At 71.8% G+C, this 19,817-nt stretch carries 17 protein-coding genes; 14 read left to right on the forward strand and 3 right to left on the reverse strand.

The features are described 5' to 3' along the window. A partial coding sequence (locus ACFQ3T_RS11130) for a LacI family DNA-binding transcriptional regulator (RefSeq protein ID WP_380723017.1) occupies positions 1-550 on the reverse strand: 550 nt, incomplete at its 3' end. A gap of 506 nt (positions 551-1,056) precedes the next feature. Then, entirely contained in the window at positions 1,057-2,007 is a 951-nt protein-coding gene (locus tag ACFQ3T_RS11135; protein WP_380723019.1) for a helix-turn-helix transcriptional regulator, read from the reverse strand. Between the two features lie 128 nt (positions 2,008-2,135). On the opposite strand from ACFQ3T_RS11135, the gene ACFQ3T_RS11140 reads away from it, so the two are divergent. Both ACFQ3T_RS11140 and ACFQ3T_RS11145 read left to right on the forward strand, forming a co-directional pair. Further along, positions 2,136-3,101, forward strand: coding sequence for an alpha/beta fold hydrolase (locus ACFQ3T_RS11140; protein ID WP_380723021.1), 966 nt, complete (start codon positions 2,136-2,138; stop codon positions 3,099-3,101). Between the two features lie 564 nt (positions 3,102-3,665). Continuing rightward, positions 3,666-6,815, forward strand: coding sequence for an AfsR/SARP family transcriptional regulator (locus tag ACFQ3T_RS11145; protein WP_380723023.1), 3,150 nt, complete (start codon positions 3,666-3,668; stop codon positions 6,813-6,815). Between the two features lie 105 nt (positions 6,816-6,920). On the opposite strand, the gene ACFQ3T_RS11150 is transcribed toward ACFQ3T_RS11145, so the two are convergent. After that, on the reverse strand, positions 6,921-7,109 hold the full coding sequence (locus tag ACFQ3T_RS11150; protein ID WP_380723025.1) for a hypothetical protein: 189 nt from the start codon (positions 7,107-7,109) through the stop codon (positions 6,921-6,923). Positions 7,110-7,295: 186 nt separating this feature from the next. Here ACFQ3T_RS11150 and ACFQ3T_RS11155 point away from each other — a divergent pair, with 186 nt between their 5' ends. The 12 genes from ACFQ3T_RS11155 to ACFQ3T_RS11210 all read left to right on the forward strand — a co-directional run bounded on the left by ACFQ3T_RS11155 (position 7,296) and on the right by ACFQ3T_RS11210 (position 19,356). Continuing rightward, entirely contained in the window at positions 7,296-8,261 is a 966-nt protein-coding gene (locus ACFQ3T_RS11155; RefSeq protein WP_380723027.1) for a phosphopantetheine-binding protein, read from the forward strand. Between the two features lie 28 nt (positions 8,262-8,289). Beyond that, complete coding sequence (locus tag ACFQ3T_RS11160; RefSeq protein ID WP_380723029.1) at positions 8,290-8,664, forward strand: ectoine synthase; 375 nt, start codon at positions 8,290-8,292, stop codon at positions 8,662-8,664. Positions 8,665-8,727: 63 nt separating this feature from the next. Continuing rightward, a complete protein-coding gene (locus ACFQ3T_RS11165; RefSeq protein ID WP_380723031.1) occupies positions 8,728-9,648 on the forward strand; it encodes a pseudouridine-5'-phosphate glycosidase in 921 nt (306 codons plus the stop codon). After that, on the forward strand, positions 9,645-10,343 hold the full coding sequence (locus ACFQ3T_RS11170; RefSeq protein WP_380723033.1) for an HAD family hydrolase: 699 nt from the start codon (positions 9,645-9,647) through the stop codon (positions 10,341-10,343). The genes ACFQ3T_RS11165 and ACFQ3T_RS11170 overlap by 4 nt, the downstream gene beginning before the upstream one ends. Positions 10,344-10,348: 5 nt before the next feature. Beyond that, complete coding sequence (locus tag ACFQ3T_RS11175) at positions 10,349-11,746, forward strand: MFS transporter (RefSeq protein WP_380723034.1); 1,398 nt, start codon at positions 10,349-10,351, stop codon at positions 11,744-11,746. Next, positions 11,743-12,543, forward strand: coding sequence for a maleate cis-trans isomerase family protein (locus tag ACFQ3T_RS11180; protein WP_380723036.1), 801 nt, complete (start codon positions 11,743-11,745; stop codon positions 12,541-12,543). The genes ACFQ3T_RS11175 and ACFQ3T_RS11180 overlap by 4 nt, the downstream gene beginning before the upstream one ends. Positions 12,544-12,573: 30 nt before the next feature. Then, entirely contained in the window at positions 12,574-14,013 is a 1,440-nt protein-coding gene (locus tag ACFQ3T_RS11185) for an AMP-binding protein (RefSeq protein ID WP_380723038.1), read from the forward strand. A gap of 4 nt (positions 14,014-14,017) precedes the next feature. Next, positions 14,018-15,157: an acyl-CoA dehydrogenase family protein gene (locus tag ACFQ3T_RS11190; protein WP_380723040.1), complete on the forward strand. Its 1,140-nt coding sequence runs from the start codon at positions 14,018-14,020 to the stop codon at positions 15,155-15,157. 12 nt (positions 15,158-15,169) lie between these two features. Then, complete coding sequence (locus ACFQ3T_RS11195) at positions 15,170-15,865, forward strand: transglutaminase-like domain-containing protein (protein ID WP_380723042.1); 696 nt, start codon at positions 15,170-15,172, stop codon at positions 15,863-15,865. Further along, entirely contained in the window at positions 15,865-16,638 is a 774-nt protein-coding gene (locus tag ACFQ3T_RS11200) for a glycosyltransferase (protein WP_380723044.1), read from the forward strand. The genes ACFQ3T_RS11195 and ACFQ3T_RS11200 overlap by 1 nt, the downstream gene beginning before the upstream one ends. After that, the gene (locus ACFQ3T_RS11205) at positions 16,635-18,077 is read left to right on the forward strand and encodes a glycosyltransferase family 4 protein (protein WP_380723046.1); all 1,443 of its coding nucleotides are present in this window, start codon (positions 16,635-16,637) and stop codon (positions 18,075-18,077) included. Before ACFQ3T_RS11200 ends, ACFQ3T_RS11205 begins: the two co-directional genes overlap by 4 nt. Before the next feature lie 4 nt (positions 18,078-18,081). Continuing rightward, entirely contained in the window at positions 18,082-19,356 is a 1,275-nt protein-coding gene (locus ACFQ3T_RS11210) for a glycosyltransferase 87 family protein (protein ID WP_380723048.1), read from the forward strand. Positions 19,357-19,817 lie beyond the last annotated feature (461 nt).

The following is a 19,817-nucleotide window of genomic DNA, read 5'->3' on the forward strand; positions in this document are numbered from 1 at the left end:
GGTCGCCGAGGAAGGCGATGCGCCGGTGGCCGAGGGCGGCGAGGTGGAGGACGGCCTCGCGCGAGCTCTCGCGGTTGGTGGTGGTGACGCTGTCGGTGCCGTGGAACGTCGGAGGGCGGTCGACCAGCACCATGGGCGTCCCGCGCTCGCGTTCCTGCTGGAGCGCGTCCTGGTGGCCGCCCACGGCCATGACGACCATGCCGTCGACGCGCCGCGTGGCCAGGGAGGTCAGGAGCTCGCGCTGGAGCTCCGGGTCGTCCTCGCTGCTGCCCGCCAGCACCAGCACGTCGTTCTGCCGTGCCCGGTCCTCGACGGCGCGCAGGAGCGCGGAGTCGAACGGGTTGGACAGGTCCTCCAGCAGCACGCCGATGGTGGCGCTGCGCCGGTCGGAGCGGCGCAGGCTGCTCGCGGACAGGTTCGGCCGGTAACCGAGCGTGCGCGCGGCGGCGCGGACCCGCTCGACGACCTCGGGACCGGCGCCGGGCAGGTCGTTGATCACCCGCGACACCGTCTTCGTGCTGACCTTGGCGAGCGCCGCGACGTCCCGCATGGTTGGCTCCCGCCGTGCACCCCGTGAATCCATGACGCTCTGCTCCACCCCGAGTAACGCTTGCGTAACGGCGACTTGTCGTGACTTGCAGCACGAAGCTAGCGTCAACGATGACTTAACGAAAGACCCACTTCCTCCGACGGTCCTGACGGGGCCGGAAGTGCGGACAGTTTTCCGACATGATCTCGCGTAACAGGCCTCGATGTGAACCTCTTCGGACACGGCGGCCGTTACGTCAACGTTGACGTAGGAGAAGACATGACCGGACGGGCGCGTAGTGGCGTCAGGCTGACGGCCCTGGTGTCGGCGTCACTGCCGGCAGTGGCCACCGGGTGCGGGGACGGCGGCGACGGCGGCGGCGCGGCCGGTGGCGGCACGCTCGTCGGGCTGGTGACCAAGACCGACACCAACCCCTTCTTCGTGAAGATGAAGGAGGGCGCGCAGGCCGCGGCGGGGTCGACCGGCGCGACGGTGCAGTCGTTCGCGGGCAAGCAGGCGGGCCGGTCTCAGCCGTACCGTTCGACGAGTGCGTTGCCGATCGAGGCCAGGCGGTCACGCACATCCGCAGGGCCGGTCACCTCGAGCCATTCGACCAGCCCGGCGAGCTCGCCGGCGAGCGCGTACTCGTTGTAGCCGCGGATCACGACCTCGATGCGGCCGTCGGTCGTGGCGCCTCCCACCTCGAGCCGGTCGCCGAGCACCATCCGGAGCCGGGCGATCCCGTCGGGCGTGCAGGTCGCCTGGGTTTCGAGGGGTGTCCGCCTGCGGTCGACCTCGTCGGCGATCTCGCGCCAGCTCGCGGCGAGGTCGAAGTCGTCGGGTCGGCGCACGGGCTCGCCGGTCGGGTCGGCGGACGACACGCGGTCGATCCGGAAGGTCCGCAGGCCGGCCTCCGTGTTGCCGACGAGGTACCACGACGGACCTTTGGCGACGATGCCCAGCGGGTGGACGGTGCGCTCGGTTTCGGCGCCGTTGCCGTCGACGTAGCCGAGCCGCACCTGGACGCCGCGGATCACCGCGTCCTGGAGCGCGTCGAGGAAGCGAGGCGGCGGCCGGCGCTCGATGCGGCTGGACCCCCAGCGCTGGGGGTCCACGACCAACGACGACGCCGCCGCCTCGGCCTGCACCCGGAAAGGTTCCGGCAGGGCGCGGACGAGCTTGCGCAGCGCCGCTTTCACGGCCGGCGTCGCAGCCGAGGCCGGACCGGCGACCAGGAACAGGGCGCGGGCCTCACCCGCGGTCAACCCGGACAGGTCGGTGCGGGCGCCGCCCACGAGGCGCCAGCCGCCGCCCCGGCCCTGGATGGAGTACACAGGCACCCCGGCCACGGCCAGGGCGTCGAAGTCGCGGCGCGCGGTGCGCTCGGACACCTCGAGCTCGCGGGCGACGTCCGCCGCCGTCAGCTGCTCGCGCTGTTGCAGCAGCAGGAGGATGGCCATCAGCCGGTCGGCTCGCACACCGGCCACACTCCCACAGAAAACCGGTCATGGGGTGACCTGTTTCGGTCGGCACGATGGCGACATTGACCGCATCGGCCGTGGGGTTGCGTCGGTTGTGACGCCCCGCACGGCAGAGAGGAAACGCGATGTTCGATCCGACCGACTTTCCCGAACCCACCCTCGTCCCCGTCAACGGTGTGGAACTGGAGGTCTTCGAGGCAGGCCGGGAGAATGCGGGGAAGCCCATCGTGCTCTGCCACGGCTGGCCGGAACATGCCTTTTCCTGGCGCTACCAGATGTCGGCCCTGGCCGCGGCGGGCTACCACGTCATCGCTCCGAACCAGAGGGGTTACGGCAACTCGTCCCGTCCGACCGAGGTGACGGACTACGACATCGAGCACCTGTCGGGCGACCTCGTCGCACTCCTGGACCACTACGGCTACGAGGACGCCACCTTCGTCGGCCACGACTGGGGCGCGTTCGTCGTCTGGGGCCTGACCCTGCTGCACCCGAACCGGGTGAACGGCGTGGTAGCGCTGAGCCTGCCCTACCAAGAGCGCGGGGAGGTGCCCTGGATCGAGTTCATGGAGGCCGCGCTCGGCGCCGACTTCTACTTCGTCCACTTCAACCGGCAGCCGGGCGTCGCCGACGCCGTGCTCGACGAGCACACGGCCCGGTTCCTGCGCAACCTCTTCCGGAAGAACGAGCCCCCGAAACCGCCGCAGCCGGGTATGGCGATGATCGATCTCGCCAGGGCGGGGACACCCCTCGGCGATCCCGTCATGAGCGACGACGAACTGGCCGTCTTCGTCTCCGCCTTCGAGTCGACCGGTTTCACGAGCAGCATCAACTGGTACCGGAACCTCGACCGCAACTGGCACCTGCTGGCCGACGTGGACCCGGTCATCCGACAGCCCGCACTCATGATCTACGGCGACCGCGACGCGGTGCTGAGGGCTGAACGACTGACGGAGTTCGTGCCCAACGTGGAAGTGGCCAGTCTGGACTGCGGTCACTGGATCCAGCAGGAGCTGCCGGACGAAACGAACCAGGCGATCGTGAAGTGGCTGGACCAGCGGGCTGCCGTCCAAGGCGTTGCCCGTCGTCACTGAGGTCCTGCCGCCTCATCACCGCTACGCCGGCCACGAGGTCTCCGGTACTTGGGGTTGCTTGGTCGCCAAGCACCCCACTTACCGGAGACCTCATTGCTTTCAGGCCATCGCCACACCGGCCCGGTCGGAGAACAGCCGGCCGGTCACCTCGGCTGAACCGGTGGTGAGGACCGGCCGGTGGTGCGCTCGTCGAAGTCGATGCCCGGGCGCCCGTCGGTGGTGGGTGCCGGACCGCTGAGCGACGGCGCCGCCCGCGCCCCGGAGACTGCACGGGCCGGCCGCGCGTGAGACGGGGCGATCGCGCGCCACGCCTCAGCCAGGGTGATCACTGACCGTGCACGGCATCCGGGCGATCGCGGCGCGTTTGAAGCCCTGTCAGTGTTGACGTTAACCCTGTTCCGTCCTGCGTACGGGCGTTTCGGGCACGCTGGGTGACGTTGTGCGGCAATCCGCAGGGAACAACGGTGGCGATTACACAGAGTGTGGAAAATGAGCCAACATCGCTATGTCGCGGTTTCCACCCCTCAGCACCGAGATCGACCGGGAGCACTGTAGGAGCATGGAATGGGACTCAGGCTGCTCGGCCCGGTCGAGTTGGTTCTGGGCGACCGTTCGGTGGACCTCGGCGGTCCCCGGCAGCGGGTGGTCCTGGCGGTGCTGGGGCTCAACGCCAACCGGGTCGTCCCGGTCGAGCAGCTGATCGACACGGTGTGGGGCGTCTCGCCGCCGGTCACCGCGCGCGCCCAGATCCAGATCTGCATCTCCGCGCTGCGCAAACTGTTGGACGACGCGTCCCACCCGAACGCGATCACCACTCGGCCGCCGGGGTACGTCCTCGAACTCGGACCCGCCGACGTGGACAGCCTGCGATTCGCCGAACTCGTGGCCGCCGCGCGCGAGCAGGCCAACGCCTCCCGGACCGCCGAGGCGGCCGAGACGCTGCGGTCGGCGTTGGCGCTGTGGCGCGGGGCCGCTCTGTCCGGTGTGCCGAGCGACCTGGTCCAGCGCAGCGCCACCGTCCTGGAGGAACAGCGGCTCGCCGCTCTCGAGGAACGCATCCGGCTCGACCTCGAACTCGGCCGGCACCGGGAGGTGATCGGCGAACTGCAAGCCCTGGTCGCCGATCACCCGCTGCGCGAGCGGCTGCACGGGTTCCTGATGCTCGCGCTGTACCGGGCGGGACGTCAGGGCGAGGCGCTGGAGGCGAGCCGCAGCGCCCGCGCGGTGCTGGTGGAGGAGATCGGCGTCGAACCCGGCCGGGAACTGCAGGACCTGGAGCTGGCCATCCTGCGCCGCGAGCCCGCGTTGGGCGGCCCGGGAACGCAGGAACCGCCCGTCGCGCCACCCGAACCCGCCCCGGCCGGCCTGCCCCACCCCGCGGCGGGGGTCGTGCCCCGGCAACTGCCCGCGAGCATCGCGGACTTCACCGGCCACGAGGAGCACCTGCGCGAGATCGTGCGGCTGCTCGGGCGGGACCAGGGCCGAGGGCCGGCCCGGCTCCGCGACGTGGGACCCGAGGGCGACGTGACGCGCTGGGCCATGCCGATCATCGCCATCTCCGGGAAGGGCGGCGTCGGCAAGTCCAGCCTCGCCACGCGGGCCGCGCACGAGCTCTGCGCCCACTACCCGCACGGCCAGCTCTACGCCTGCGTGAACCCGTCCGGCGGGACCGACCACGTCGCCAACCTGCTCGCCCGGTTCCTGCGCGCGATGGGGGTGGTCGGTTCGGCGATCCCCGACGACTTGGACGAGCGCGCGGAGCTGTACCGCAGCAAGCTGTCGGGGAAGCGGTTGTTGCTGGTGCTGGACGACGTGCCCAGCGAAGCGCAGTTGCTGCCGTTGCTGCCCGGTAGCCCGTCGTGCGCGGTGATCGTCACCAGCCGGACCAGGTTGAGCGGCCTGCCGGGCGCGCACCAGATCACCCTGGACGTGCTGGACGTCGACAAGTCCGTCGAGCTGCTGACCCGCATCATCGGCCCGAAGCGGGTCGCCGCCGAGCAGGAGGCGGCCGTGGAGCTGGCCGAGTTGTGCGGCGGGCTGCCGCTGGCGCTGCGGATCGCGGGCGCGCGGCTGGCGTCACGGCAGCACTGGCGGTTGGACGGGCTGGTGGGCAGGCTCCGCGACGAGGCGGGGCGGCTGGACGAGTTCACCCACCGGGGCCTCGAACTGCGCTCCAACATCGGCCTCACCTACCGGGCGCTCGACGCGCAGGCCCGCCGGCTGTTCCGGCTGTGCTCCCTGGTGACCGCGCCGGACTTCCCCGCCTGGGTGGCCGCCGCGCTGCTGGACAAGTCCGACGACGAGGCGGAGGAGGTGCTGGAGAGCCTGGTCGACGCCCAGCTGGTCGACATCGTCCAGTACGCCGACGCGCCGACGCGCTACCGGCTGCACGCCCTGATCCGCGTGTACGCGGCGGAGAAGCTGCGCGAGGACGACACCGCGGACGAACGCGCCGCCGCGCTGAGCCGCGTGTTGGGCATGTGGCTCGCGCTGGCCGAGGAGGCGCACCGCAAGGAGTACGGCGGCGATTACACCATCGTGCACGGCGACGCCCCGCGGTGGCGCCCTCCGGCGACCCCGGTGGTGGACCACATCGGCAAGCCCTCGGAGTGGTGGGAGAACGAGCGACCGGCCCTGGTCGCCGCCGTCCGGCAGGCAGCCGAGGCGGGTCTGGACGAGCTGTGCTGGGACCTGTCGCTGACCTCGGTCACGCTGTTCGAGGCCAAGGGCTACTTCGACGACTGGCTGGAGTGCGCGCGCGTCGCCCACGCCGCGGCCGAGCGGGCGGGCAACCGGATCGGCATGGCGGCGATGCGCTACTCGCTGGGCACGCTGCACATGTTCCAGACCCGGCTGGCCGAGGCGGAGGCGTGCTTCGTCGAGGCGCTGCAGCTGTTCCGCGCCGAGGGCGAGGAACACGGCTGCGCCCTGGTGCTGCGCAACGCCGCCCACATCGCCGGGCTGCGCGGCGACACGGTGTCGATGCTGGCCAAGTACACCCGCTCGTTGGAGATCATGCGGGCGGTCGGCGACCGGATCGGTGAGGCGCACATCCTGCGCAGCCTGGCCAAGTTCCGGATGGACGACGGCGACATCGACGCGGCGACGCGGATGTTGGACGAGGCGCTGGCCACCAGCCGCGAGACCGGGTGCCTGCGGGTCGAGGTGCAGGTGGTGCACCGGTTCGCCGAGCTTTACCTGGCCACCGGCCAGGTCGACCTGTCCCGCCAGGCGCTGCACCGGGTGCTGCGGATCGTGCGCGACACCGGCGACCCCATCGGCGAGGTCCACACGCTCTACGGGCTGGGGCTGCTGCGCTACCGCGAAGGGCGGTTGGACAACGCCGAGACGACCCTGGTGCACGCGCTGGACCTGGCGCGCCGACTGGGGGAGCGGCTGGTGGAGGCCAAAGCGCGGTACGCGCTGGGTGAGATCGCCCTGACCAGGGGCACCGAGGTGGACGGTGTGGCGCACCTCGAGGTCGCGCGCGCCCTGTTCGAGGAACTGGGCTCCGCGGTGTGGCACGCCAGGACGCTGGACCTGCTGGCCGGGGTTCGCGCCGACCACGGCGACCGCGTGGGCGCGCGCCTGCTCCTCGAACGAGCCGCGCTGTTGCTGTCGGGTGTCAGGTCGCGGGAGGCGGCGCGGCTTTCGGCGCGGTTGCGCGCCTTGCTGGCGGACGAGCCGGTGACCGACGACCTGGACCGGGTCTGAGGCGCGGACCTCCCTCCGCACGACCGCGTCCACGCGGCTTCCCCACGGCTCAGCCGGTGAAGCGGAACCGCCTTCACCGGCTGTGTTCGTGAGGAACAGGTCGGTTCACCAGTGCGTGTCGGCCAGGTGCATCGGAGGCTGGGCGCTGTGCGCGGCGAGGTCTCCGCTCGTCACCGCGTCGGTGGACTGGTGGACGCCGAACAGGAGGTGACCCGTCACGACGACGGCGATCAAGCCGGTCGCGGCGGACAGGGACTTCAGCACCGGTGTCGCGGTGGTGCGGCGGGTCGACATCGCTTGTTCCCTCCAGTGTGCTGGTCCAACGGGCGTCACCCAGTGGAGCGGTCGCCACCATCGATTCGCCTTCCCCGCGCTTTTCGCGCGGTGGCCTCCACCAATAGCGGATCAAAGGCAGATCGAAGGCGGCGGCTCGCATCGTCGTTCCCGCCACGGCCACCGCGACGGGAGAGTGAGCGCTCGATGGACGGCTCCACCGCTTGCACCAGCTACGCACCACGCGACCGCGCGGACGTCCTCGCCCCGGTCGACGCCGCGGCCGAGCGGCTGATGATGGGGCGCGCCGTGACCCGGGTGCTGGCGGCCGAGCCGCGTCCGCACCACCGCGCCGCCGTGCTGACCGCCCTGGCGGCCGGGCACCTGCTCTCACCCGGTGTGGTCACCGCGTCGGTGATCGGGCCCGCGGAGTCGGTGCGGGTGCAGCTGGAGACGATCGTCCGGCACGTGCCGGACGTCAGCCACGTCGCGGTGCACGTGCCCGGTGGCGAGCCCTTGGACCGCGACGTCGTGGACCAGCTCGACCTGGCGGGCATCGGGCTCTCGGTCGTCGGCACGCCCTGCGACGCGGTGTTCGGCGCGAACCTCGTCGTCGTCACCGGCTTGGCGGATCCCCGCGCGTGGCCCGAGCACCTGACCAGGGGAGCGGTCGTGGTCAACGCCACCGGCCGCGACCTGCCCGACCGCGTCGTCCGCGAGATGAACCACGTGGTGGTCGACGACCTGGCGCTGGTGGGCATGACCCGGCGCCGCCTCATCAGCCGGGCCGAGGCCGACCTGCGCCAGGTCGTCACCGGTGAGCGCACCGGCCGCACCAACCCGGACCGGGTGTTGCTCGTCGAGCTGCTGGGCGTCGACGACCCCGGCCCCGAGACCGCATCGGAACCAGGAGGACCGCACATGTCGATCGAGAACGAGGTCAGGACGTTCGTCGTGACGACCTTCGCCCCCGACGTCACCCCGGACCAGTTGCCGTCCGACCTGGACCTGCTGGACACCGGTGTGGTGGACAGCCTCGGCCTGCTGCGGCTGATCGCCTGGGTCGGCGAGCGCTACGACATCCCCGTGGACGAGCAGGACCTCTCCCCGGCCCAGTTCAGCTCCGTGGACGCCATCAGCACCTTCATCCGCGAAGGGCGCAGCTTCGTCTGACCGTCAACGACACGAGAGGTGTACGAGCATGATCGTGCGGACCAAGACCGGGGTCACCGGTGTCGACTGGGGTAACGGGATCAGCTACCGGCTCCTGGTCGCCAAGGACAACATGGGCTTCACCATCGCCCACACGGTGGTGAAGGCGGGGTCGAAGTCCCCGCTGCACTACCGCAACCACCTCGAAGCCTGCTACTGCATCGCGGGCCGCGGCCAGGTGATCACCGGCGACGGGACCGTGCACGAGATCGAACCGGGCGTCATGTACGCCCTCGACCGGCACGACCAGCACTTCCTGATCGCCGCGCCCGAGGGCGACCTGGAGCTGATCAGCGTGTTCAACCCGCCGCTGCGCGGCGACGAGCGGCACAACTTCGACTCCGACGAATTCTCGCACTACTGACGGATCGCGGCGCGAGGAGCACGGCTCCCGCGCCGCACCCGATCGACGACAGGAGGAACGACCATGTCGGCACGCGACGAGCTGTTCTCGGTGTCGGAGGAGGTCTCCGACGCGCTGGCGGACGGGCGGCCCGTGGTGGCGCTGGAATCCTCGGGTGTGGTGCACGGCCTGCCGTACCCGATGAATCGCGACACCGCGCTGGACATCGACAAGACCATCCGCGCGGCCGGCGCGGTGCCCGCCCGCGCCGGCATCGTCGGCGGTCGGTTCGTCGTCGGCATGTCCGATGAGCAGGTGGAGCTGTTCGCCACCACGCCGTCCACGCCCAAGGTCGGCACGCGTGACATCGGTCCCGTGCTCGCGGGCGGCGGGCACGGCGGCACGACGGTCTCCGCCGCCCTGGTCGCGGCGGGCCACCTGGGCATCGAGGTGTTCGCGGTCGCCGGCCTCGGCGGCGTGCACTTCGGCGCCCAGCGCAGCTTCGACATCTCCGCGGACCTGTCGGAACTGACCCGGCGCCGGGTGGCGGTGGTGTGCGCGGGCGCGAAGTCCGTGCTGGACCCGGCGCTGACGCTGGAGTGGCTGGAGACCTACGGCGTGCCGGTGGTCGGCTACCGCTGCGACGACTTCCCGGCCTACTACAGCGTTTCCAGCGGTGAGCGGAACCCGCGCCGCATCGACGACGTGACCGTGCTGGCCGACGCGGTCCGGCTGCACTGGAGCTACGGCGGCGCGGGCTTCCTGGTCACCCACCCCATCGACGAGGACGACGCGCTGCCGTCGGAGGAGACCTACGCCCTGGTGCGGGAGAAGCAGGCCGAGGCCGAGGCGGCGGGCGTGCGGGGCCAGGACATGACGCCGTACATCCTCGGCGCGGTGGGCAGGGCGACGGGTGGCCGCACCGCCGAGGCCAACCGGTCGGTGCTGCTGTCGACCAGTGCCCTGGCCGCCGAGGTGGCCGTGGCGATGAAGGAGCGGGCGTGAGCGGTCTCGCGTTCCCGGGGGCCGTTCTCTTCGACGTCGACGGAACGCTCGTCGACACCCCCGCGGGGATGGCGGTGGTGCTGCGGACCGTGGTCGAGGAGCACGGCCGCGTCGTCGACGAGGACCGGCTGCGGCGCACCATCGGCCGTCCGCTGACCGCGTCCTTCGGCACGCTCCTCGACCTGCCCGCGGACGACCCGGAGGTGGCGCGCGCGGCGGACCGCGCCCGGCAGCTGTTCACCGAGCTGGTGATCCCGTCGGCGGGCGAGCTGGTGTTCCCCGGCATCCCCGCGCTGCTCGCGGAGTTGCGCGAGCACGGCCGACCGCTGGCCGTGGTCACCAGCAAGGTGCGGCGCAGCGCGGTGGAGCTGCTGGAGGCCGCGGGGTTGCTGGCCGCCTTCGACACGCTGTCGTGCCACGACATGGTCGAGTTCGGCAAACCGCACCCGGACCTGGCGCTGCTGGCCGCCGACGCGCTCGGCGTGCCGCCGGATCGGTGCGCGGTCGTCGGCGACGCGATCGACGACGTGCTCATGGCCCGTGCCGCCGGGATGGACTGCCTCGGCGTCACCACCGGTGTGGCCTCCGCCGCGGAGCTGGTCGCCGCGGGCGCCCGGGAGGTGCTCGCGGACGTGCCCGCGCTGCGCGAGATCATTCTCCGGATTCCCGCCCCATTCGGCTCACACCAAGGGTGACTCCCATGTCGACTACTCCGGCCGGCGGCGCCGCCGCGGCGGCGCCGCCACGCTCGGCGAACGCCGTTCTCGCGATCCTCGCCGTGGCGCAGTTCCTGATCGCGCTCGACTACTCCATCGTCTACATCGCGTTACCGAGCGTCGGCAGCGAGATGAACCTCACCGAGAGCACCATCCAGTGGGTGGTCAGCGGCTACGCGGTCTTCTTCGCCGGCTTCCTCGTCGTCGGCGGACGCGCCTCGGACCGCTTCGGGCCGCGCAACCTGTTCCTCGCCGGCATCCTGCTGTTCGGCGTGGCGTCACTGGCCGGTGGCGCCGCGCCCGGACCCGAGCTGCTGCTGGTGGCCCGCGCCGTCCAGGGCGTCGCCGCGGCGCTGCTCCAGCCCGCGGTCATCGCGTTGATCAACACTTCTTTCCCGGCCGGTCCGGCGCGCAACCGGGCACTGGGCGTGTGGGGGACGGTCGGTGCTTCGGGCCTCGCCGCCGGGGTGATCATCGGCGGCGTGCTGACCACGGTGTCGTGGCGCTGGGTCTTCCTGATCAACCTGCCGCTCGCGGTGGTGTGCGCGCTCGCCGCCCCGCGGCTGCTGCCCAAGCACGTCCCCGGTCGGCGGGAGGGCACCAGCCTGAACGTGCCGAGCGCCGTGCTGTGCACGGGCGCGGTGCTGTCCGCGGCGATCGCGCTGACGCTGGCCTCCAGCCGCGGCTGGACCAACCCCGGCACGCTGGTCGCCTTCTGCGCCACCGCCGTCCTGCTGGTCGGGTTCGTGCTGCAGGAACGCCGCAGTGAGCACCCGCTGGTCGACCCGCTGCTGCGGCGCACGCGTTCGCTGCTGGTCGGGTGCGGCTCCACCGCGCTGTACATGGCCAGCGTCGGCAACCAGTTCTTCGTCGTCACGCTGCTGGTGCAGCAACTGCGCGGGTACGGGCCGCTCGCGGCGGGCCTGGCGTTCCTGCCCATGGCGATCGCGATCGCCATCGCCAACTCGGTGGCCGCGCGGATCGTCGCGGCGCTGGGCGTGCGGTTGACCTTGACCCTCGCGTTCGTCGCCGACGCCGCGGGCCTGCTGCTGCTGGCGGCCCAGGTGGGTGGCGACAGCTATGCGCTGAACCTGTTGCCCGGTCTGCTGATCACCGGTTTCGCCCACGGCGTCACCTACGTGTCGATGTTCATCGCCGGCACGGCCGATGTGGAGGACCGCAACCAAGGCGTCGGAGGCGCCCTGATGACCACTTCCCAGTACATGAGCGGCGCGCTCGGCGTCGCGGTCCTGGTGCTGGTGCTCGGCGTCGAGCCCGGGGAGAGCGCCTTCGCCTGGGCGTTCGTCACCACCGCCATCGCCGCCGCGCTGGGCGCGGTGCTGGCCTGGTTCGGGCTGGCCAAGCGCGGGAGCCGGTCGTGAGGGCCGCCCGGTGGGTCGCGCAGCTCGGCGTGCTGGTCGTGCACAACGACCCCGTCGTGGAGGCCGAGTTGTGGGCGATGGCCCCGCCCGGCGTCACCGTGCACGCCGCCCGCTTCGAGAGCCCGACCAGCACCGGGGCGGAGTACACCAGCGAGTCCTGGGAGCAGATGATCCGGAAGCCCGACGTCCGGCGCGGTTTGGCGCAGCTCGGGCAGATGGACCTGTCGGCGATCTGCCTGTGCTTCGGCTCCGCCAGCTTCTTCGGCGGCCTGGAGTTCGACGAGGGCTTCGCCAAGGCCGCGGTGGAGCTGACCGGCGGCACGCACGTCTACACCGCGGGCGAGGCCATCCGCGCGGGGTTGACCGCGATGGGCGTGCGTCGACCGCTGGTGCTGATGCCGCCGTGGTTCACCGCGCCGACGTTCGCGGCCACCGAGTCCTACCTGACGGCGGGCGGGTTCGACATCGCGGGCATGGTGCCGTACCGGCTGCCCGACCGGTGGCAGGGCGTCGAGAAGCACCGGCTGTTCGACCGCGGCGGGCGCTGGGACGTCGACCCCGACGAGGTGTGCCGCCAGGTCGCCGCGGGGTTCGCCGCCGCCGAGGGCGCCGCCGCCGACGGCGTGCTGCTGCCCGGCAGCGGCTTCCGCTCGTGGGAGGCCGTGGACCGGCTGGAACACGAACTGGGCGTGCCGGTGGTGACCTCGAACCAGGCGTGCCTGTGGCGGCTGCTCGACCTGACCGGTGTCCACGCGACCGTGTCCGGAGGAGGCGGCCTGCTGGCCGCCCGCCGGTGACTCGTTCTCCAGCTGGAGGGAACCGACGCGATGCCTACCCGAGCCTTCCTCAACGCCTTCGCCGAACAGGTGGACACCCGACCCGGGAGCCCGGCCCTGTCCTGGGCCGGTGACGTCGTCGACTACGCCTCGTTGGACCGCATGGCCAGGGACGCCCGAGCGGCGCTCGCCGCGGTGGACATCGCGCCGGACGTGCCGGTGTGCGTGCCGGCGCACAAGTCACCGGGGACGGTGGCACTGCTCGTCGCCTGCTTCCGGGCGGGCAGGCGGGTGGTGCTGCCGTCCTCGTCGCTCGGGGCCGACGCGCTGGCGCGGCTCTGCGAGCAGACCGGGAGCACCCACGTGCTCACCGCGTCCCCTGACGGAATCACCACCCGGACCAGCGGCGCGGAGGCCCGGACGATGCCCGGGCCGGGCCTGTTGCTGACCACGTCCGGGTCGACCGGCACGCCCAAGGTCGTCGTGCTGTCCGAGGAGGGCGTGGACAACTTCCTCGGCTGGGCGGCGCGGGCGTTCGGCATCGGGCCGGGGGTCGGGGTGCTCAACTACGCGCCCCTGAACTTCGACCTGTGCCTGCTCGACGTGTGGTCCGCGCTGGCCGCGGGCGCGTGCGTGGACCTGGTCGACCCCGAGCACGCGGCCGACGGCCAGCGCCTGGCCGCCTTGTGCGCCGACCGCGAACCGGCCGTGGTGCAGGCGGTACCGCTGTTCTTCCGCCTGGTCACCGACACCGGTCGGACGTTCCCCGCCGTGCGCGAGGTCCTGCTCACCGGCGACGCGGCGCCGCGGGCGCTGCTGGAGCGGGTCACCGAGGCGTTCCCGAACGCCCGGCTGTGGAACGTCTACGGCTGCACCGAGACCAACGACAGCTTCCTGCACCGGATCGACCCGGCCGAGTCGCCCACCCCGATCGGCACGCCGATCGACGGCGTGGAGACCCGGATCGTGGGAGAGGACGGGCGGGTGGTGCCGGGCGCGGGGAGCGGCGAGTTCGTCGTGCGCACGCCGTTCCGGGCCCAGGGCTACCTCGACGCCGCGCTGGACCGCGAGCGGTGGGACGACGGGTGGTTTCGGACCGGCGACCTCGTCCGGCGCGACGAGCGCGGCCTGGTGTTCCTCACCGGTCGCAACGACCACCAGGTGAAGGTGCGCGGCGTGCGCACCAACGTGCAGGAGGTCGAGCAGGTCGTGCTCGCCCACCCCGACGTCGTCGAGGCCGCGGTGGTCGCGGTGCCCGACGAGCAGGCGGGGAACGTGCTGCACGCCGTGGTCCGCCGCGCGCCCGGTTCACAGCTCAACGGACTGCACCTGCGGGTGCACTGCGCCGCCGCCCTGCCCCGGACCGCCATCCCCGGCGGGTTCGAGATCGGCGACGACGCGCTGCCCCGGACCTCCACCGGGAAGGTCGACCGCAACGCCGTGCTGGCGCGGCGGACGTCCCCGGCTGCCTCGATCGCGGAAAGGGCGTGACGCGGTGATCCAGTGGAACGAGGACCAGCGAGCACTGCGCAAGGCCGTCGAGGAGATGGGCCCGGCGCTCGGTGAGGGCCACGTCGAGCGCGACGCCGCGGGCGAGTTCGCCGCGGACGCCTGGAAGGCGTTGCGCGGGACCGGGTTGCTGGGCCTGCCCTTCGACGAGGAGTGGGGCGGCCTCGGCCAGGACCTGCCGACCACCATGCACGTGCTGGAAGGGCTCGGGTACACCTGCCGCGACGGCGGTTTCAACTTCTCCGTGTCGACCCACATGGTGAGCATCGGGGTTCCGCTGCAGCGCTTCGGTTCCGACGACCTCAAGCGGCGCTACCTGACCAGGGTGTGCGACGGCTCCATCATCGGCGCGCACGCGATCACCGAACCGGAGGGCGGTTCGGACGTGATGGGGATGAGCACGTCCGCGGTCCGGGACGGCGACCACTACGTCCTCAACGGCAGCAAGGCGTTCATCAGCAACGGCCCGCTGGCGGACGCGATCGTCGTCTACGCGCGCACCGGCAAGCGCGGCAACCCCGCCGCCATCACCGCGTTCGTGGTCGACCGCGACACGCCGGGTCTGTCCGTCGGCAAGCCGGTGGCCAAGATGGGCCTGCGCACGTCGCCGCTCAGCGAGCTGTTCTTCGACGACTGCCGGGTGCCCGCCGCGAACGTGGTCGGCGCGCAGGGCTCCGGTTTCCTGATCCTCGACCACGTCATGAAGTGGGAGATACTGTGCTCCTTCATCATCAACGTGGGCGAGATGCAGCACCGGCTGGAGCAGTGCGTCGAGTACGCGAAGAACCGGATCGCATTCGGGCAGAGGATCGGCTCGTACCAGTCGGTGTCCAACCGGATCGTCGAGATGCGCATCGCCGTCGAGAACGCCCGGAAGTGGCTCTACGACACCGCGGTGAAGCTCTGCGCCGGTGAGAACATCACCGTCGACCTCGCCATCAGCAAGCTCGTCGCCAGCGAGGGCAACGTCACCTCCGCGCTGGCCGCCATCCAGGTGTTCGGCGGCTACGGCTACACCGCCGAGTACGGCTTGGAGAAGGACCTGCGCAACGCCGTCGCCGGGACGATCTACTCCGGCACCTCCGACATCCAGCGCCAGCGCATCGCCAGCATGATCGGTCTGTGAGGGAGAACCACCATGACAGCGCAGAAAGCCGACCGGCATCTGCTCGACACCACGGAGTTCCTCGACCACGACAACGAGATCGTCCGCGACTTCGTGCGCAAGGCCCTCCGGGGCGACGGTGAGGGAATGAGCGAGGTGGAGCGCGCGTGCGCGCTCTACTACGCCGTGCGCGACGGCATCCACTACGAGGTGTACGGCGCCGACCTGTCCCGCGACGGCCTCAAGGCCAGCTCGACCATCAAGCGCGGCATGGGCTTCTGCGTGCACAAGTCCATCGTGTACGCCGCCGCCGTGCGATCCGTCGGCGTGCCCAGCCGCATCTACTACGGTGACGTCCGCAACCACCTGACCTCGCCCCGGTTGGAGGAGCTGATCGGCGGCAACGTCTTCACCTTCCACAGCCTCACCACCGTCTTCCTCGAAGGCAAGTGGGTCCGCGCGACGCCGGTGTTCAACAAGATGCTGTGCAAGCTCTACAAGATCAAGCCACTGGACTTCGACGGCCGCGGCGACAGCATGTACCACCCGTACGACGAGGACGGCCGCCAGCACATGGAGTTCCTGCGCTCGCACGGCGACTTCGACGACGTCCCGTACGACCTCGTCGTCGGTGGCCTGCGGGACGCGCACCCGCGCCTGTTCGCCACGCCGGAGACCACCGCGCGCGGGTCGCTGATCGCGGACGCCACAGCCGGGGGAGGTGCGTGATGGCCGAGTCGACCCTGTCGGGGCGGCACGTCGACGCGATACCCCGGCCGCGTTCGCCCTATGCGGCGGGTCACCGCACGGCGGTGGACCTGGAACTGGTCGTGCCCGCGTTCAACGAGGCCGGCCGGCTGCCCGCCACCCTGGACGCGCTGACCGCGTTCCTGCGCCGCCAGTCGTGGCGGTCGCGGGTCGTCGTGGTCGACAACGGGAGCACCGACGGCACCGCCACGGCGGTCGCCGGACACCCCGACGTGGTGGTCATCGGCTGCGCCCGCCCTGGAAAGGGCGCGGCCGTGCGCCGCGGCCTCGCCGGCAGCACCGCACGGTTCGTCGGGTTCGTCGACGCCGATCTCTCCACCCCCGTGCAAACGTTGACCAGGGCCGTGTCGGAGCTGGAGGCGGGCGCGGCGGCGGCCATCGGCTCGCGCCACGCGCCGGGCGCGGAACTGGTGCACCCGCAGTCACTGGGACGCCGCGCCGGTGGTGCGGTGTTCCGGATGCTGGCCAGGAAGCTCGTGCCCGAGGTGCACGACACCCAGTGCGGCTTCAAGGTCTTCGAGCGGGTGGCCGTCCAGCGCGCGTTGGACCGCTGCCAGGTCAGCGGGTTCGCGTTCGACGTCGAGCTGCTGCTCCAGATCAGGCGCGCGGGAGGGCGCATCGCCGAGGTCGCGGTGGCGTGGACCGACGACGAGCGCTCGACCTTCCGCCCCCTGCACGACGGCCGCGCGGCGTTCGTCGACCTCCTCCGGCTCTACCGGGCCGTTCACCGATGAACGGCCGGGAGGGCGTCCTGGCCGGGCGGCGGGTGCTGGTGGTGAGCCGGCGGGACGTGCGGCACCCGCGTGCGGGCGGCCCGGAGCGGTACCTGCACGAGGTCGCGCGGCGCTGGGCCGCCGGTGGCGTGCGGGTCACCTGGGCGGTGACCAGGCCACCCGGTTCGGCCGAACGGGAGGTGATCGACGGCGTCGAGGTGGTGCGCTCCGCGACACCGCTGGAGCTGTGCCCGCCCGGCGCGGTGCGCCTGCTGCGCCGGGGTGGGCGGTTCGACGCGGTGGTGAACGCCACCGGCAGCGGCCTCGCCCTCGTGCTGCCGCTGATCACGGGTCTCCGGACGCCGGTCGTCCAGGTCGTGCACCGGGCGCGCCCGGGAGTGGAGGGCGTCCGGTTCGCGCGGTCCGCCCCGGTGGGCCGGCTGCTGGCCGGGCCGGTCGCGCGGTGGGGCGGGTCGGACCGCGCGGTCGTGGCGCTGTCACCCGCGGCACGGCACGAGCTGCGTCGCCACACAGGTTTCCGAGGCCCGATCTTCGTGGTGCCGCCAGGCGCGCCGACCACCGTCGACACCGGTGAGCGGGCCGCGGACCCGACGATCGTGGCGCTCGCTGCCCTGGTGCCCGAGCAGCGCTTGGACCTGCTGCTGGACGCGCTGGCGGCCGTCGTCGAGCGCGTGCCGCGGCTGCGCGTCGAGATCATCGGCGACGGGCCGGAACTGCCCAGGCTGTCCCGGATCGCGCACGACGCGGGCATCGGGTCGGCCGTGACGTTCCACGGCAGGCTCCCCGACGTCGAGCGCCAGGCGTGGCTGCGCCGCGCGTGGCTCGCGGTGTCGACGGCGGTGGACGAGGTGTGCGGCTGCTCCACCCTGGAAGCCGCGGCCCACGGCGTGCCGTGCGTGGCCCTGGACGCCGCGGGTGTCCGCGACTTCGTCCGCGACGGCCGCACCGGGTGGGTCGTCGACTCGCCGGACGGCCTCGCCGCGGAACTGGCGCGGCGGCTGGCGGCGGCGGCCGACGTCGAGCACGCGCGACACGCGTCCGAGCGGTGCCGGGAGTGGGCCGACCGGTTCCAGTGGGACCGCAGCGCCCGGCTGCTCGCAGGGGTGGTCGAGCACCAGGTCCACGCGGCCCGGCGCCGCCCGCAACGCCGCTACGCCCGGTCCGACCTCTCCACGATCGTCCGGCTGCCCCGGGGGACCGCGGTGCCGGCCGGCGCGATCAGGGTGACCGACGAGGTCGCCGAGGCCGACGGTGTCGTCAGCGTCCTGCTCAACGGCTGCGACGAGGTCGACGCCCACGCCGTCCTGGACCGGCTGGAGGTGACGGAGGCGACGGTGAGGTTGGCGCGCCACATCGACCTGCTGGTCGGCCCGCCCACAGCGTCGTGGACGACACGCCGCGGACCCGAATCCCGCACATCGGCACACGAGCGAGGTTGAACCCATGTCCAGTCACCCGGAGTCCCGCGGCCGGTTACAGGTGATCACCTGGTCCGCGGTGGTCGTCACGGCGTTGGCCCTTGCCCTGATCGCGTCCTACGTCTACACCCGCGACCCGTACTGGAGCCTGCGCTGGACGGTCGACCTCAAGGTCTACCTGGCCAGCGGGCAGACCGTGCGCGACGGCGGATCGCTGTACGACCTCGTCGTCATGTCCCCCCTGTACGGGCCGATGCCGTACCTGTACCCGCCGCTGACCGCGATGCTCTTCTTCGTGCCGCTGTCGTTCCTGCCGATCGGCACGGCGAGCCTCGTGTGGAACACGGTGTCGCTGGTCGCACTCGGCGCGGTGGTGTGGCTGTCGCTCGGCATCGCGGGTGTCCGGAACCCCCGCAACCGCGCGGTGCTGACGGTAGCCGGCCTGATCCTGGCGTCCTTCCTGCTGCCGGTTCGCGTGCAGCTGATCGCCGGCCAGATCAACATGTTCCTGCTCCTGCTGGTGCTGCTGGACTTCCGGCCGAATCCGGGGCGGTGGCGCGGCGTCGGCATCGGCATCGCGGCGGGTCTCAAGGTCACGCCGTTGATCTTCATCGCGTACCTGGTGGTGACCCGGCAGTGGAAGGCGGCCCGCACAGCGGTCCTGGCCTTCGCCGGCACGGTCGTCCTCGACTTCATCGTGGCCCCGGCGGACTCGGCCGAGTACTGGGGCGGGCTGGTGCTGCACTCCTCGCGGGCGGGCGGTGTGTTCGACACGCCCAACCAGTCACTGGCGGGCGCCATGGCCCGGGTGTTGGAGGGTGGCGCGTTCTCGCAGTGGTGGCTGGTGGTTCTGGGCGTCGTGGGGCTCTACGGCCTGGCGGTGGCCGCGTACGCGTTCCGGCGCGGTTCCGACTTCCTCGGCTTCTGCGCGGCGGCGATCACCGGCCTGCTCGTGTCACCCGTGAGCTGGGAGCACCACTGGGTCTACGTGATCCCGCTCCTGGTGTGGTTGGCGGTGCGCGCCCACCGGCAGCGCTCGACCGCGATCGCGGTCGTGACGGCCCTGCTGGCGGTGGTGTTCACCGTGCGGGTGTTCATGCTGGTGGGCATCCAGGAGTCGCCGCCCGAGCCGATGGACCTGGCGGCGTGGCAGCAGGTCGTCGCCGCCATGTTCCCGGTCACCGGCCTGGTGCTGCTCCTGCTGGGCCCGCTGTGGATCCGCCGCCAGTTCCCCGACCGCTCCACGTCGATCCGCGCGTCGTCGCAGGAGTTCCTGCCCGAGTCGACGGCGGTGCGGTAATCGTCCACTCAGGACAGTAAGGCTCGGCGGTCGTCGGGCAGGCGTTCGGAGGGAGCCCGTCGAACCAGGAGGCAAGCCTGGTTCGACGGGCTCTCCGCCGGTCACGAACGTGCAGAATCGTCACTTGTCCGGCAACCACTCGCGAGGGGGCGGAAGGTGGGTGGCGGAGGACCCGAGCTGGGTGATGGGCCACGAGTGCTGTAGGCCGGCACGTCGCCAGGTTGGCGGATAACAGGGGGGTGCGGTTTGCCGTTGACCGGCTTGCCGGCTATCCGGCGGGCGGGTTGTCAGATCAGCGTCCTAACGCGGAGTTCTGACATGTCGCGGGGACAGGACGAATCCGTCGATCGTGACAATTCAGCCTCGACGAGCCCTGATGGTGCCGGTCTGAGGCAGCAGCAACTCCCACGCGCCCTCGATCAGCGTCCGGTAAGCGCGCAGTCAGCGCGTGATCAGCCTGC

Source organism: Saccharothrix hoggarensis (assembly GCF_042678885.1).
In the GTDB taxonomy this organism is placed as follows: Bacteria; Actinomycetota; Actinomycetes; order Mycobacteriales; family Pseudonocardiaceae; genus Actinosynnema; species Actinosynnema hoggarensis.